General features: G+C 44.1%; 12 protein-coding genes and 3 riboswitches. All 12 genes read right to left on the bottom strand.

Annotated features, from left to right (window positions below; all coding sequences use genetic code 11):
- Positions 1-33 precede the first annotated feature (33 nt).
- Positions 34-1,443, bottom strand: coding sequence for an amidophosphoribosyltransferase (gene purF, locus AC0KTX_RS05875; protein WP_474251305.1), 1,410 nt, complete (start codon positions 1,441-1,443; stop codon positions 34-36).
- Complete coding sequence (gene purL / locus AC0KTX_RS05870) at positions 1,428-3,644, bottom strand: phosphoribosylformylglycinamidine synthase subunit PurL (protein ID WP_474251304.1); 2,217 nt, start codon at positions 3,642-3,644, stop codon at positions 1,428-1,430. Before purL ends, purF begins: the two co-directional genes overlap by 16 nt.
- Positions 3,628-4,311, bottom strand: coding sequence for a phosphoribosylformylglycinamidine synthase subunit PurQ (gene purQ / locus AC0KTX_RS05865; protein ID WP_474251303.1), 684 nt, complete (start codon positions 4,309-4,311; stop codon positions 3,628-3,630). The genes purL and purQ overlap by 17 nt, the downstream gene beginning before the upstream one ends.
- On the bottom strand, positions 4,308-4,562 hold the full coding sequence (gene purS / locus AC0KTX_RS05860; protein ID WP_474251302.1) for a phosphoribosylformylglycinamidine synthase subunit PurS: 255 nt from the start codon (positions 4,560-4,562) through the stop codon (positions 4,308-4,310). Before purS ends, purQ begins: the two co-directional genes overlap by 4 nt.
- Positions 4,550-5,281, bottom strand: a complete 732-nt coding sequence (purC, locus tag AC0KTX_RS05855) for a phosphoribosylaminoimidazolesuccinocarboxamide synthase (RefSeq protein WP_474251301.1) — start codon at positions 5,279-5,281, stop codon at positions 4,550-4,552. The genes purS and purC overlap by 13 nt, the downstream gene beginning before the upstream one ends.
- An 81-nt stretch (positions 5,282-5,362) precedes the next feature.
- On the bottom strand, positions 5,363-6,658 hold the full coding sequence (gene purB, locus AC0KTX_RS05850; protein ID WP_474251300.1) for an adenylosuccinate lyase: 1,296 nt from the start codon (positions 6,656-6,658) through the stop codon (positions 5,363-5,365).
- 84 nt (positions 6,659-6,742) lie between these two features.
- Entirely contained in the window at positions 6,743-7,864 is a 1,122-nt protein-coding gene (purK, locus tag AC0KTX_RS05845; RefSeq protein ID WP_474251299.1) for a 5-(carboxyamino)imidazole ribonucleotide synthase, read from the bottom strand.
- Complete coding sequence (gene purE, locus AC0KTX_RS05840) at positions 7,857-8,345, bottom strand: 5-(carboxyamino)imidazole ribonucleotide mutase (RefSeq protein ID WP_474251298.1); 489 nt, start codon at positions 8,343-8,345, stop codon at positions 7,857-7,859. The genes purK and purE overlap by 8 nt, the downstream gene beginning before the upstream one ends.
- A 196-nt stretch (positions 8,346-8,541) precedes the next feature.
- Positions 8,542-8,643: riboswitch (purine riboswitch) on the bottom strand.
- A 196-nt stretch (positions 8,644-8,839) separates the two neighbouring features.
- Positions 8,840-10,165 (bottom strand): NCS2 family permease, encoded by a 1,326-nt coding sequence (locus AC0KTX_RS05835; RefSeq protein ID WP_474251297.1) that lies wholly within the window; start codon positions 10,163-10,165, stop codon positions 8,840-8,842.
- A gap of 152 nt (positions 10,166-10,317) precedes the next feature.
- Positions 10,318-10,419, bottom strand: a riboswitch (purine riboswitch).
- Positions 10,420-10,458: 39 nt separating this feature from the next.
- The gene (gene guaA, locus AC0KTX_RS05830; RefSeq protein WP_474251296.1) at positions 10,459-12,000 is read right to left on the bottom strand and encodes a glutamine-hydrolyzing GMP synthase; all 1,542 of its coding nucleotides are present in this window, start codon (positions 11,998-12,000) and stop codon (positions 10,459-10,461) included.
- A gap of 198 nt (positions 12,001-12,198) precedes the next feature.
- A riboswitch (purine riboswitch) is annotated at positions 12,199-12,300 on the bottom strand.
- A gap of 31 nt (positions 12,301-12,331) precedes the next feature.
- Entirely contained in the window at positions 12,332-14,503 is a 2,172-nt protein-coding gene (locus tag AC0KTX_RS05825) for a transglutaminase TgpA family protein (RefSeq protein WP_474251295.1), read from the bottom strand.
- Positions 14,500-15,708: a DUF58 domain-containing protein gene (locus tag AC0KTX_RS05820; RefSeq protein WP_474251340.1), complete on the bottom strand. Its 1,209-nt coding sequence runs from the start codon at positions 15,706-15,708 to the stop codon at positions 14,500-14,502. The genes AC0KTX_RS05825 and AC0KTX_RS05820 overlap by 4 nt, the downstream gene beginning before the upstream one ends.
- Between the last annotated feature and the right edge of the window lies 1 nt (position 15,709).

Genomic DNA, 15,709 nt, shown 5'->3' with positions numbered 1-15,709 from the left:
TTCAGTTTTTTGAATATTGTACGGCATGTTAGCTTAACATTTCTCATGAGGGAGAATCGTATCTTCGTAGATGTCCGTCGGATATTTCCCTGTAAAACATGCCATGCATTGTCCGTGATATTCTCCTTCATATTTGCGGCCGATTGCCTTTAACATTCCTTCTGGACTTAAGAAAGCCAGAGTGTCGGCGCCAATAATCTCGCGAATCTCTTCAACAGTGTGAGAGGAAGCGATCAGTTCCTCGTGCGTCGACGTATCGATTCCATAGTAGCACGGGTTCACAATTGGCGGCGAGCTGATGCGGACATGCACTTCTGCCGCCCCTGCTTCACGAAGCATATTGACAATACGTCTTGAAGTTGTCCCACGCACAATCGAATCATCAACCATCACAACACGTTTTCCTTCGACGACACCGCGAACAGGGGACAGCTTCATTTTCACCCCTTGCTCGCGCAGTGACTGAGAAGGCTGAATAAACGTACGACCGACGTAGCGGTTTTTGATCAATCCAAGCTCATACGGAATGCCTGATTCTTCTGCATAGCCGATTGCTGCTGAAATGCTTGAATCCGGCACCCCTGTCACAACATCGGCTTCTATAGGGGATTCCAGTGCAAGCTGTTTGCCGAGATTTTTTCTGGCCGTATGAACATTTATGCCCTCTAAATTGCTATCGGGGCGTGAAAAATAAACATACTCCATTGTACAGATGGCGCGGTTGATCGTTTTGGAAAAACGCTCGCTTTTTAATCCTTCGTCATTGATGATTAAAAGCTCACCCGGTTCAATGTCTCTTTCAAACACCGCACCAACCACATCGAAGGCGCAAGTTTCCGAAGCAACAACATAAGCTTCGCCGAGACGGCCAAGCGACAAAGGACGAAGTCCATGGGGATCCAGCGCAATCATCAGCTCTGTTTCCGTCATGATGAGGAAAGCGTAGGCGCCTTTAATCATGGTCAAAGCATTTTTCACTTTATCTTTTAGTTGTTGGTACCCGCTTCTTTTAATCAAGTGGGCAAGAACTTCAGTATCTGATGTTGTTTGAAAGATGCTCCCTTGGCTTTCCAGCTGATGCTTCAATCCGCCGGCATTGACTAAATTTCCGTTATGAGCCAAAGCAAGTCCGCCTTGACTGGAGCGGAAAAGGAACGGCTGGACGTTTTCATAACCGCCGCCGCCGGCCGTTGCATAGCGGACATGGCCAATAGCTCCTTTTCCCTTTAAATTTCCCAAACCTTGAGCAAATACTTCTGTTACAAGCCCTTCACCTTTGTAACCAGTCAGTTTTTCGCCATCAGTAACGACAATTCCCGCACCTTCTTGTCCTCGGTGCTGAAGGCTGTGCAAGCCGTAATAAGTAATTTGAGCGGCGTCCTTATGCCCCCATATGCCGAAAACTCCGCATTCTTCATTTAAGCCTTTTATTTCAGCAAGCATGGGATAGCTCCTTTCCATGCTTGTTCAAGTTCTTGAACGGAAGCTTGAACAAGCTCTTCCCCGTTCTCGTGTGTAATTTTCAAAATTCCTGTGCTTGTCACCGTTCCGATGATGGATGCTTGAACGATTTTTTCAAACGCCTCTTGATGTTCCGGTTTAACAGAAACAATGATTCTTGACTGGGATTCACTAAAAAGCTCCACCGCGGCATCTCCGCTTACTGAAATGTCCGCTCCCAAGTCTGTTCCCATCAAACATTCGCTAATAGCGACTGCCAGACCGCCTTCCGAAACATCATGCGCCGATTGTACAAGCCCGCTGCGAATAGCGGCAAGCAGCTGTTCCAAGCGCTCCTTCTCCTCCTCAAGGTCAATTTCCGGCGCTTTTCCGAAAATTCTCCCTTCCAGCAATTTTTGCAATTCGCTTCCAGAGAATTCCGGCTTCGTTTTTCCAAGTAAATAAATAATGCTTCCCGCTTCCTTAAATGATTGGGTCGTAATATGATCGGTATCTTCAATAAGACCAACCATGCCGACTACCGGAGTTGGGTAAATGGCCATGCCGTTCGTTTCATTGTACAAGGAAACATTTCCGCCAATGACAGGTGTATTGAGAACTAGACAGGCTTCACTCATGCCATCCACCGCTTTTTCAAGCTGCCAAAAGATCTCCGGTTTTTCTGGACTGCCGAAATTTAAACAATCGGTGATGGCCAGCGGAACGGCTCCGGAACAAACGATATTTCTTGCCGCTTCGGCAACGGCAATTTTCCCCCCTACTTCCGGATCCAAATATAAATAGCGAGAGTTGCAATCAGTTGTCATCGCAAGCGCCTTTCTCGTTCCTCTGATTCTTAAAACAGCCGCATCAGAACCCGGAGCCACGACAGTGTTTGTCCGCACCATGTAGTCGTATTGGTCATATACCCATTCTTTGCTGGCGATTGTCGGCTGCTTCAACAGCGTCAAAAGAGTTTGCTTATAATCTTTTACATCCGGAACATATGGCGCCATGTTTTGGAACTGGCGGTAATATTCAGGTTCTTTAGACGGTTTATGATAAACGGGCGCATCCTCTGCAAGCGCATCGACAGGAATTTCCGCTACAACCTCGCCTTTATGGTACAGACGAAGCATCTTGTCATCCGTTACCCGGCCGACTGGCGCCGCCTCAAGCCCGTATTTTTTAAACAAGTCAATGATTTCCTGCTCCCGGCCTTTTTGAATGACGAGCAGCATTCTTTCCTGCGATTCGGACAACATCATTTCATATGGAGTCATCCCTGATTCCCGCTGCGGAACAAGATCCAGATTCATTTCAATGCCTGAACCGGCTTTGCTCGCCATTTCCGCAGCAGAACTTGTAAGCCCCGCTGCCCCCATGTCTTGGATACCCACAAGGGCATCTGACTTAATCACTTCTAAACAAGCCTCCAAAAGAAGCTTTTCCATGAAAGGATCTCCGACTTGAACAGCCGGCCGTTTTTCATCAGAGGCTTCTGTCAGCTCTTCAGAAGCAAATGTGGCGCCGTGAATTCCGTCTCTCCCAGTTTTCGCTCCAACGTACATGACCGTATTGCCGACACCAGTTGCCTGGCCTTTTTTAATATCTTTATGATCAATTAGGCCGACACACATTGCATTCACAAGCGGATTGCCTTCATAGGAAGGGTCAAATTGCACTTCACCGCCGACAGTCGGGATGCCGATGCAGTTCCCGTAGCCTGCAATTCCGGCGACAACTTCTTCAAACAAATATTTGACGCGGGCATTTTTCAGTTCCCCAAAGCGCAGAGAGTTAAGAAGAGCAATCGGTCTGGCGCCCATTGAGAAAACGTCACGGATAATGCCGCCGACTCCCGTTGCCGCACCTTGGTACGGTTCGATTGCTGAAGGGTGGTTGTGGCTTTCGATTTTAAAGACGACCGCTTGATTGTCGCCAATGTCCACAATCCCAGCCCCTTCTCCAGGGCCTTGTAGCACTCTTTCTCCTTTTGTCGGAAACTTTTTCAATACCGGTTTTGAATTTTTGTAGCTGCAATGCTCTGACCACATGACGGAGAAAATGCCGATTTCCGTATAGTTCGGAAGGCGTCCTAAAATCTTTTCAATAAGGGCGAACTCCTCATCACTTACTCCCATTTGCTGATAAATTTTTTGCTGTTTAATCATTTCTGGACTAAGGTCATGCATTCGTGACATGGGCTTCCCTCCAACTTCTTACAATCGATTGAAATAACTTTAGACCGTCGCTGCTCCCTAAAAGTTCGCTGACAGCACGCTCAGGGTGCGGCATCATGCCGAGAACATTCCCGCGCTTATTGACGATGCCGGCGATGTTGTGTATACTTCCGTTCGGATTGTTTTCATAAGTAAACACAATTTGCTTGTTTTCAATCAATGATGCTAGCGTTTCCTGATCACAATAGTAATTCCCTTCTCCATGAGCGATCGGGATCGTAATGATTTCACCTTTTTCGTATTCATTTGTAAACATCGTTTCATTATTTTCCACTTTCAGTTTCACAGGGCGGCAAATAAATTTTAAATTTTCGTTCCGTTTCATTGCTCCCGGCAGAAGGCCGGCCTCAAGCAATATTTGGAACCCGTTGCAAACGCCTAGCACAGGCTTCCCTTCTTCCGCCGCTTTGACAACTTCTTTCATGACATTGGCAAAACGGGCGATCGCTCCGCTGCGCAAGTAGTCTCCGTATGAGAATCCGCCCGGAAGAAGAATCCCGTCAAAACCGCTTAAATCATCATGATCATGCCAAACGTATTCCACTTCTTCTCCAAGCTCATCCTTGATCGCATGATACATATCGACGTCACAGTTGGAACCAGGAAAAACGATCACGGCAAATTTCACTTTGCGGCTACCTCCTCTATTTCGTAACGGTAGTCTTCAATGACAGGATTGGCTAAGAGCTTTTTGCACATTTCATCAACCATTTTTTCGACGCTGCGATCCGTTTCCCCGATTTCAAGCTCCATGTACTTGCCGATTCGAACATCTTCCACCTCGTTGAAGTCCATGGAATGGAGGGCATTTTTTACTGCGTTGCCTTGCGGATCCAACACACTTTCGCGCAATGTGACATAAACTTTTACTTTGTACATGGAACTGTACCTCCCAATCGTTTTAAAATTTCTGCATATGCTTCTGTCAAACTGCCGATATCACGGCGAAACACATCTTTATCGAGCTTTTGATTTGTATCTTTATCCCATAAACGGCAAGTATCAGGGGAAATTTCATCGGCGACAAGAACCGTTCCATCTTCCTGAACACCAAATTCAAGTTTAAAATCTATCAATCTCACATTTCTTTCATTGAAATGCTTTAATAACACATCATTTACGAGAAGAGCCAACCGCTCAATTTCAACAAGCTGCTTTTGATCGGCAAGATTCAGCAATTCTATATGGGCGTTGTTGATCAAAGGGTCTCCCAAATCATCATTTTTGTAGTAAAACTCTATAACAGGCTTTTTGATTTCTGTTCCCTCTTCTATTCCCAATCTCTTTGCCAAGCTCCCTGCAACAACGTTCCGCACAACGACTTCAAGAGGAATGATCGTCACACGTTTCACAAGTTGTTCGCAGGGAGAAACTTTCCTAATAAAATGATTCGGAATGCCATGCTGATTCAGCTTTTCAAACAGCAAGCTTGAAATTTCGTTGTTCAATTGTCCTTTCCCTTGGATTTCCGCTTTTTTCTCTCCGTTGAAAGCAGTGGCGGAATCTTTGTAAACAACGAGCAAAATGTTAGGATCATCTGTCTCATAAATTTTTTTCGCTTTTCCTTCATAAAGCAATGTGCCTTTTTTTGTAGTCATCATAAAGCCTCCCTAATGGCGGAATATTGGCAATTTTATCTCAAGGAGCCGGCTCAAGCCGAGCTCCAACGAAACGATCCATTACTCTAAACCACAGCGTTTAAAAATATAATCGACATTTTTTAAATGATAGTTATAATCAAAACAGTCATCGATTTCTTCTTTTGAAAGCTTTGATGTAATCCGCTCTTCTGTTTCAATGAGCTGTCTGAACGGAACTTGCTTTTCCCAAGCTTCCATTGCCTTAGGTTGAACCAAATCGTATGCATCCTCTCGGGTCATTCCTTTATTGATAAGAGCAAGCAAAACTCGTTGCGAGTAAATCAATCCTAACGTTTTCTCCATGTTGCGCTTCATATTTTCCGGGAAAACGGTCAAGTTTTTCACAATATTGCCGAAGCGATTTAACATGTAGTTCAGGGCGATCGTTGCATCAGGCAAAATGATTCGCTCTGCCGACGAATGCGAGATGTCGCGTTCATGCCATAATGGAACATTTTCGTAAGCTGTCAACATCATTCCACGAACAACTCTTGCCATTCCCGTCATGTTTTCTGAGCCGATTGGATTCCGTTTATGCGGCATGGCGGATGAACCTTTTTGTCCTTTTGCAAAATACTCTTCGACTTCTCGCGTTTCGCTTTTTTGCAAACCGCGAATTTCGACAGCAAATTTTTCAATTGATGTGGCAATGAGCGCAAGTGTCGCCATGTACTCGGCATGGCGATCGCGCTGAAGCGTCTGCGTTGAAATCGGCGCCGGTTTTAATCCGAGTTTTTCGCAAACATACTGTTCCACAAACGGATCGATGTTGGCGTATGTTCCGACCGCTCCGGATATTTTTCCAACCTCAATTTCCTCTCTTGCCCGCTTAAAACGTTCTAAATTGCGCATCATTTCTTGATGCCAAAGCGCCAATTTCAAACCGAACGTTGTCGGCTCTGCGTGCACTCCGTGAGTCCGTCCCATCATGACGGTATACTTATGTTCTAACGCTTTCTCTTTTAAGATGGCGATAAAATGTTCAAGATCCTTTTGCAAAATTTCATTTGCTTGTTTTAGCAAATAAGATAAAGCAGTGTCGACGACATCGGTGGAGGTCAACCCGTAATGAACCCATTTTCGTTCTTCGCCAAGCGATTCCGATACAGCACGGGTAAAGGCGACGACATCATGTCTTGTTTGTTCTTCAATTTCCTTAATCCTGTCAATGTTAAAGGATGCTCTTTCACGAAGCCTTTTGACATCCTCTTCAGGAATAACGCCAAGCTTCTGCCATGCTTCACATGCCAAAAGCTCCACTTCCAGCCAAGCTTTAAATCGATTTTCTTCCGTCCAAATAGCTCCCATTTCAGGCCGAGTGTATCGTTCAATCATTCAGTGCAACCCCCTATTGGTTTTTCATATTGCTTTTTTGCATGGTCAATGCGAATGTGATGTTTCGCTTTCAAAAATCCGCCGTTATAATTCCCAAATTTTAGTTGAATCGATCCATTTTAAAGTCTCTTCTATTTTCTCGCTGAAAAAGGTAATGTGGCCCATTTTTCGGTTGGGTTTGGCTTCGTGTTTTCCGTATAAATACAATTTCCCCTTTTCCAGCAATGAATATTGCTGCAAAACCGGCTCAAGATGCTGTCCTAAAATGTTCACCATAATTCCTTGGTGAATGAGCTTTGTGTTTCCAAGTGGGAGACCGCAAATCGCCCGGATATGTTGTTCAAATTGAGACGTCTCACATAAATCCAGCGAATAGTGGCCTGAGTTATGTGGACGAGGAGCCAGTTCATTAATAAAAATCTCATCTTTTGCGACAAACATTTCAACGGCTAATGTTCCCACAAGCCCCAGCTTTGAAGCAAGCGTAGTGGCTCTTTCCACTGCTAGTTCTTTTAATGTGCCGGGAATTCTCGCAGGAACAATGCTTTCATGCAATATATTGTGAACGTGAATGTTTTCCGCAACCGGCAGCGTGCTGATTTCGCCTGTGACACTTCTAGTGACAATGACGGAAATTTCCTTTTCAAACGGAATCCATTTTTCCAATACACAACGTCCGTGCTTTAATAATTCTTTCGCTTCTTCAACAGCACCCTCTTGTTTGATTACCAATTGCCCCTTTCCGTCATACCCTCCCCGGCATGTTTTTAAAACGCTTGGAATGCCTATGGCGGCTAACGCTTGTTGCAAATCTTCTTCTGATTCAATTACCTTATATGGAGCAACTTTTGCCCCGGTGAGTTCAATCGCTTCCTTTTCCGTTTGCCTGTCTTGGGTAATGGCTAGCAGCTTGCTTCCTTGCGGCAAATAGGCGTTTTCTTCAAGCCAAGTTAACGATTCGTAGTCAATATTCTCAAATTCATACGTTATACAATCACTTACCTTCGCCAGTTCTTGAATCGCCTTTATATCATCGTATCGGGCTGTGATCTCGATGTCGCTCACCTGCCCGCATGGGGAATTCGGCGTTGGGTCCAACACCGCTACCCGATACCCCATGTTTTTGGCAGCGATAGCCATAAAACGGCCAAGCTGTCCGCCTCCGATAATGCCAATCGTGCTTGGCGGCAAAAGTTTTTTATACAAGTTGATCACTGCTTTCCATCACATCATTCCGGATGCTTATTCTTCTATGTTCAAGCTTTTGCTGAACCGCTTCATCCGTGACAGATAAAATTTGCGCTGCCAGCAATCCGGCATTAACGGCTCCCGCTTTGCCGATCGCCACTGTTGCAACAGGGACGCCGCCCGGCATTTGCACAATTGAAAGCAGCGAATCAAGACCATTGAGCGTGCTCGTCTTCACCGGTACACCAATAACAGGAAGCGTGGTTTTGGCTGCGACCATTCCGGGCAAGTGTGCAGCTCCGCCAGCTCCGGCGATGATGACTTTAATCCCCCGATCCCGGGCTGTGCTTGCATATTCAAACATCCAATCCGGTGTGCGGTGTGCGGAAACAACTTTTTTTTCATAAGGAATGGCAAGTTCATCTAAAATGCTGCATGCATGTTTCATCGTTTCCCAATCAGATGTGCTTCCCATTATGACACCAACAACAGGCTTCATATTGACGCTCCCCCCTATTCGGTCATCAAAAAACAGTAAATTTTATAGAAAAGGTGATAACACCTTTATCGCTGTATGTTCAAAAATCTTACAATATATGAAAGGCATAAAAAAAACCCGCTTCTGTATTTTCTCTACGCAAAAGAGAAAGTAACACAAAAACCGGGCAAACAAATGGTGTATGCTCAGTTAAAAACTCACAATTACTTTCCCTCATAGTCCAGCGATTTACGGTCGCTGGGTAGAGACTCTTGGGCCATATTCCCAACATTATATGAGGTTTTGTCTTCTTATGCTGTTTTCAACTCCATCTTAACAATGAACGCCTTTCCTGTCAACGTTAAAATCGAACGTTATTTTTCTTTTAATCCTGAACGTTCGTGTTTAGGGCACCCCCTGCATCAGGATATGTTTTGTTTCCGCTAATTTCCGAAAAAAAAAAAAGAAAAAGGATCAGACAACATTCAGTCTGATCCTTCCCCTTCGTATGTTGGCTAATTGGCAAGAAAGATAAAATAAAGCAAAAATATGACAGATAATCCATACATAATCGGATGAATCTCTTTCGCTTTTCCTTTCAAAATCATCGTGATCGGATAGAAAATAAAGCCAATGGCAATGCCCGTTGCGATGCTGTAAGTCAACGGCATCGAAATCAAAATTAAGAACGCTGGAACAGCAATTTCAAACCGTTCCCATTGTATTTGCCCTAAAGACGATACCATCAAAGCCCCGACGATAATGAGCGCTGGAGCCGTAACAGAAGATGTGATGACGCTCAAGAGCGGCGAGAAGAATAAAGCCAAAAGAAAACAGCCCGCCGTTATGATGGAAGAAAAGCCTGTCCGCGCACCTGCTGCAACCCCTGCTGATGACTCTACATAAGAAGTTGTAGAAGACGTTCCTAAAATTGCTCCGACCACTGTTCCCATTGAATCAGAGACCAAAGCCTTCCCGATTCGCGGAAGTTTATTGTCTTTCAACAGCCCTGCTTGATTGGCAACCGCCACCAACGTTCCTGCCGTATCGAAAAAGTCAACAAAGATAAACGTTAAAATCACGACAAGCATTTGTACAGAAAAAATATCTCCTAAATGTTGAAAAGCCACTCCAAACGTCGGCGCCAAGCTCGGAATTTCGCCAACAATTTTATCAGGTATTGGAACAAGGCCGAAAATCATTCCAATAATGGCCGTTATCAGCATGCCGTAAAACACGCCGCCTTTCACTTGCCGAACCATTAAAATAACCGTAACAATCAGTCCAAAAATGGATAAAAGGGTATTTCCATTCCGCAAATCCCCCAGCCCGACAAGAACGGCGTCATCATTGACAATGATGCCTGCATTTTGAAAGCCGACAAATGTGATAAACAATCCGATTCCCGCACCGACAGCATGTTTTAGCTCCGTCGGAATGGAATCAATGATTTTTTCCCGCAGCCCGCTGAGCGTTAATAAGACAAGAAAGATCCCCGAAACAAGGACGCCTGAAAGAGCAGTTTCCCAAGGGATGCCATATGTCAAAACGACAGTAAAAGCAAAGAACGCGTTCAAACCCATCCCCGGAGCAAGGGCGACCGGATACCGCGCCACAATCCCCATGATGAGGGTTCCGATGGCTGCAGCCAACGCTGTTGCAGTGAAGACGGCTCCTTGATCCATTCTCAGCTCATTTGGAAAATCAGCGACGGAACTTAATGAGAGCGTTGATGGATTCACAAACAAAATATAGGCCATAGAAAGGAAAGTTGTAATTCCGCCAATCACTTCCCTGCGGTAATTGGTGCCAAGCTCATCAAATTGAAAATATTTTTTCATATTAAGTCCTCCTACTACAAACATCAATTGTTGAAAAAACAAATGGCTCTTAAAAAACTTTGGTCAAAAAAATAAGCGCTCCATTTACAAGGATGCGCTTGACATTGAGGTAGCCGGCAGCCCGATGCGGAGCAAGCGATGCCCCTTTACTCATCGAACCGCCAACACCTCGTAGTCAAGCTATTTACGGTAGCTTGGTAGAAACTTTCGGGCCATATTCCCGAAATTATACGAGGATGCTTGTATTTTTTATTATACAAAAATGCTGATGAGTTATTATCAATTCGTCAGATTTACTCCCATTCAATCGTCGCCGGCGGCTTGCTTGTAATATCGTAGACCACCCGGTTTACGTGAGGCACTTCATTCACAATCCGTGTAGAGATCACTTCCAGCACTTCCCACGGAATGCGCGCCCAATCCGATGTCATGCCGTCAATCGAAGTAACGGCGCGGATTCCAATCGTATGATCGTACGTGCGGGCATCGCCCATCACACCGACGCTGCGGATGTTGGGCAAAACAGTGAAATATTGCCAAATATCCCGATCCAATCCAGCTTTTTTGATTTCTTCCCGCAAGATGGCGTCAGACTCCCGAACGATCTCCAGCTTTTCTTCTGTTACTTCGCCTAAAATTCGTATGGCCAACCCGGGACCAGGGAACGGCTGGCGCCACACAATTTCATCTGGAATGCCCAACTCTGTTCCAAGTGCGCGAACTTCGTCTTTAAAGAGGGTATTCAGCGGTTCAATCAATTGAAATTTCATGTCCTCTGGAAGGCCGCCCACATTGTGATGCGATTTGATCGTTTGCGCCGTCTGCGTGCCGCTTTCGATAATGTCTGTATAAAGCGTTCCTTGGGCAAGAAATTCAATGCCTTCCAATTTTGCCGCTTCATCATCAAAAACGTAGATAAACTCGTTGCCAATGATTTTTCTTTTCTTTTCCGGGTCTGTGACGCCTTTTAATTTTTCTAAAAAGCGGTCTTTCGCATCCACTTTAATGACATTCATGTGAAAGCCTTCGCTAAATGTTTTCATGACGCTCTCCGCTTCCCCTTTGCGGAGGAGGCCGTGATCCACAAAAATGCATGTTAACTGTTTGCCGATCGCTTTATGAATTAAGACGGCAACTACGGATGAATCAACACCGCCGCTTAGCGCGCATAGCACTTTTTTATTTCCAACCGTTTTGCGGATGTTCTCCATTTGCATTTCAATAAAGTTTTCCATCGTCCACGATTTCGTACAGCCACAAATGCGGAAAACGAAATTTTTTAACAGCTCGTTCCCAAATTCCGTATGCCGCACTTCAGGATGGAATTGAACCCCGTAAATATTCCGTTCCTCGTTGCTGATGGCAGCATACGGACAAGAAGGACTCGTCGCAGCAACTTGAAATCCATCCGGTATATCAGCCACTAAATCTCCGTGGCTCATCCAAACGATTTGTTCATCAGGCAAACCTTCAAATAACGGCGATCCTTCTTTCACTTGCAAAGTCGCTTTTCCATATTCCCGATGTTTTGCTTTTTCTACTTTTCCTCCGAGCATATGCGTCGTTAATTGCATCCCATAGCAAATCCCTAAAACCGGAACCCCAAGTTGAAAAATCTGCTCGTCGCAGCGAAAAGACTTCTCGTCATATACGCTGTTTGGGCCACCAGACAAAATAATTCCTTTCGGATTCATTCTTTTGATCTCTTCGACCGTCAAAGTATGAGGATGCAGTTCGCTGTACACGCCGAATTCCCGGATACGTCTTGTAATTAATTGGTTATATTGGCTTCCAAAATCTAATACTAAAATCATCTCTTGGACGCTCTCCAACATGTTCACCTCATTTATTGTGATGGATCCAGTGAACCGGATCTTCATTTTGTCTAGATTTCGTTGTTTGAAACGGCTGCTGCGGAGCAAAAATTTCAACCCACGCTCTCATCCCTTTGTTTAGTTAAAAAGGCTGAAGAAAACGGCAAAAAAATAGAATTCTGCTGAAACAAAAAAGACAAAAAGGCAGAATTCTAGCAAAATCTAAACTTCTGCCTTCATAGTCGGGTTGTTTACGGCAGCCCGGTAGAAACTCTCGAACCATATTATCGAGTATATACGAAGGTCTCCCACTATGAATTTTTTCTTATCATATCAAGGGAACATGGCATGGTCAAGAAGTTGTTTTTTTGATTAAATTTTCCCATAATTCTTTTGATTCTTCCCACTCTTCGCTCGGGTCGTCTTTGCGGTACAACGCTCGTTCATAAATGGATGTCAAGTGAGACATAGCGTTTGTGCCAAAAGCCCTGTCTATTTGCTTAGCATATTCTCTTAATGTCTGCCCCTTTTTCAAACTGTAGCCGCATCTTTCCAAATGTTTCAGCAAAGCCCTGTACGCTTGCAAAAAAACATCTTGATCTTTTTTATGTTTATAGCGGGCAATGATCCAAAACGATGCCCATTTTTTTCTTGTTCGAAAGATGATAACGACTAGGCAAAGCGAGACGGCGCCTGCTATAACGGGAATCCATAGTTTGCTGAAAGCAAAAGAGCTATTTTTCTTTTGCCCGGCTTCCTGTTTTTTTTCATTTTCCTCTTGGTTTTCTGGTTCCTGCGGCTGTAGATCCTCTAGGTTTTGATCAATTGCACTAGCAGCTTCCTCTTCTTCGTTTTCATAAGTGAACGGCTGCGGGTTTGTAAATCCGATCGTCGGTTCAAAAGGAACCCAGCCGATTCCCGGAAAATAAACTTCCACCCATGAATGGGCATTGTTGCTTGTCACTTTATACACGTCCAAGCCGTCATTTGTTGTCTCTACAAACTGCCCGGCTGTATATCCTTTTACCCAACGGGCAGGAATGCCGACAGATCGGAGGAGAACAACCATGGATGTGGAAAAGTTGTCGCAATAGCCCTTTTTTGTTTCAAACAAAAATTGGTCAACATAATCCTCATGTTCGTCCGGAACCGCTACGTCCTCCGTTTCATAAAAAAACGGCTGTGTGGCAAAGTATTCTTCAATTGCCTTTGCTTTATCATAAAAGTTGCGTTCATTCTTCGTAATCTCTTGCGCCAACTGTTTAACCCTTGCCGGGAGAGTTTCAGGCAGCTGAGTATACCGTGCAATCATTTCTCTTGGCATGCCTTCGTTAGAAGTAACTGCTTGCAATTTTTCAATTTCAAACGACGGTTCGCTATAGCGTACCATATAATCGAAAAAGCGTCCGCTTGCCTCATTGGCATTTGGATAAATCGACTCGGTTGCCTCATTTATTCGGTACTGGTGGGCTACTCCAGAAATCTCCTTGAGGCCTAATGGATACATGACATGTTGATAAGGATATTCTTTTGCGATTTCGACAGTTGCCGTTCGCTCCTCTGCTGGAACCGATTCATGAATCCATTGCAATTCTTCGCTCACATTACCATCCGAAACAATAAAATCGTCGTTGCTGCTCACCCATCCTTTACCAGTATAAACATCTTTTGATTCAACACGCCAATAATGAGGTTCCTGTACGATGGCTTTCATTACCAGTGCGTCATTCGGAACAAATGGTCCGCCCAGCCGCTCATCATTTGGGCTATATCCGATTTTTCTTACATTATTGCCGGACAAAGCTTCCTCTTCTTGATCGGCTTTGTATTTTACTATATATGGAACCGGGTCGGGCCATTGAGGGGCTGCTTTCGGAGCAAGCCAGCCAATAATGGATGATGCCAAAATCATCCCAAACAACGGAACAATCCATTTCCAATAAGCGCTGAAGTTCGGCTGGATGTTTTCTGAGAGAGCCATTCTTTCCAAGTAAAGAAACCCCAACATAAAAAAACCGAGCACAGCTAGTCGCACGATGGCAAAAGATGCATCATAAGGTGAAAAAGTATCCAAAACCGCCACATAGGTGATGGTCAAAATTAAAAACAATAAAACTCTTCTTCTTTGAATAACCCAATAGTTCAGTAAATAAACGAGCAGCCACAACAGAATAAAAAAAAGAAATGTCCGAAAAGGCGGCGTCATCCCGGAAAAAAAGGCTTGAAACATTAAATCCATGTTATACAAGATGTCTTTCATAAACTCGTTCAGCCATTGAACACTGAGGAAAGACCCGTTATAAAACAGCTGCTGAATAAAAAATAAGCTATAAAACAATTTGACCGAACATGAAATATACCATTTCACAGATAAAAACGCCAGAAAAAGAGAAATAGCGATATAAATTACAAAAATGAATGTATATTCTGTGTCCGTCGATTCCTCTAATGGTCTTAACCATTCCCATAACAAGAAAAAGGAAAACAAATATAAAATAAACGTTGCCACCCGCTGCTTATTCAACGGCTTTCCGCCTCCTCATAAGCATTTCGAAATTTTCCATCATAGACGGTATGAACGGTAATCCAGCGCCTCCGCAAATTTTCAATAAGGGCAAGGGCATCTCTTTCCTTTTTCCCTTTTTCTCTTATATACCAAACAGTGATATGACGGAATTTTGGCAGCTGCTCCATCTTTTCGACGAACGATGGCGTGATGCGGCTTGTTATAATCATCACGGAAGCATTTTTCGCCCATTGTTTCACTTCCTCCGGCAGTTTGTCCAGAAATTCATCTTGCCCGTCGCAATCAGTGACCGCCAAGTGATAAAAAATCTTATTCCACTGATCTTCATTTCTCGTAACGGGAAAGGTTTCCGTTGCTTTTCCAATTGATACAAACCAAAGCTTTGAACCGCTTTTAAGAACAGCCCTCACGATTGATGCCGCAAAAGTGACGAGCGATTCAAAGGAAGTTGAGTTTGACCGATCCATGATGCATACGACATTTCGGCTGTTCAGTTTTTCAAATTCTTTCGTCATCATCGAATTGCGTCTCGCCGTTGCTTTCCAGTCAATCCAAGACAATTTGTCTCCCGGTTCATATTCTCTGACACCGACTGCCATCGTGGCATTTTTGTTGTAATGCCGATGTTCCACTCCTGTTTCTTGTTCAAACGAACTCTCTTTTTGCTTATATTGAAAAGGATAATAGGAAGGATAGACCAAAAATTGATCTTCCACTGTGTAAACATATTCTCTTTCAACAAACCCTAGAATATCTCCAGTTCTTACGCGAACGCTTGTCAATTGATGATTGCCGCGCGGCAGAGAATCAAGGGAATACTGAAAGGAGAAGTTCCTCTTCCACCAAGGAAACATGATCGTTTTTGCCGATCCCGGACAAGAATTTTCGAGACGATCCGGCAATACATCTTCAACAAAAAGATAAAAAAGAGGAAAAGCAAATTTTCGTGTCAATTCGATTGTGCAAACAAATTGGTCGCCAGCTGAAAATTCACCCTTGTTGAACGTGCGGCGAATCTGAAACGAATGAAGAGGATAAAAAGCTAAGGCAAGAGAGTAAAGGGAAAAAGGCATAAAGGCATAAAACAAATACCAGCTGACAAATCCCCCTTGAAACATTGCGTATGAAAATGTGGCGATCAATAGCAGCAGCAAAAAAATGATCTTCCAAACAAATTGAATGTTTTTCAACCGTACTTTCATA

The organism is Aeribacillus sp. JST-2, from assembly GCF_056032925.1.
The sequence above is the reverse complement of the archived record's forward strand: the minus strand, read 5'-3'. Positions and strand labels throughout refer to the sequence as shown.

Bases quoted from the DNA above. Each gene is read 5' to 3' on its own strand.
- purF (WP_474251305.1), bottom strand. From the start codon at position 1,443: ATGCTTGCTGAAATAAAAGGCTTAAATGAAGAATGCGGAGTTTTCGGC.
- purL (WP_474251304.1), bottom strand. From the start codon at position 3,644: ATGTCACGAATGCATGACCTTAGTCCAGAAATGATTAAACAGCAAAAA.
- purS (WP_474251302.1), bottom strand. From the start codon at position 4,562: ATGTACAAAGTAAAAGTTTATGTCACATTGCGCGAAAGTGTGTTGGAT.
- purC (WP_474251301.1), bottom strand. From the start codon at position 5,281: ATGACTACAAAAAAAGGCACATTGCTTTATGAAGGAAAAGCGAAAAAA.
- purB (WP_474251300.1), bottom strand. From the start codon at position 6,658: ATGATTGAACGATACACTCGGCCTGAAATGGGAGCTATTTGGACGGAA.
- purE (WP_474251298.1), bottom strand. From the start codon at position 8,345: ATGAAGCCTGTTGTTGGTGTCATAATGGGAAGCACATCTGATTGGGAA.
- AC0KTX_RS05835 (WP_474251297.1), bottom strand. From the start codon at position 10,165: ATGAAAAAATATTTTCAATTTGATGAGCTTGGCACCAATTACCGCAGG.
- guaA (WP_474251296.1), bottom strand. From the start codon at position 12,000: ATGTTGGAGAGCGTCCAAGAGATGATTTTAGTATTAGATTTTGGAAGC.
- AC0KTX_RS05820 (WP_474251340.1), bottom strand. From the start codon at position 15,708: ATGAAAGTACGGTTGAAAAACATTCAATTTGTTTGGAAGATCATTTTT.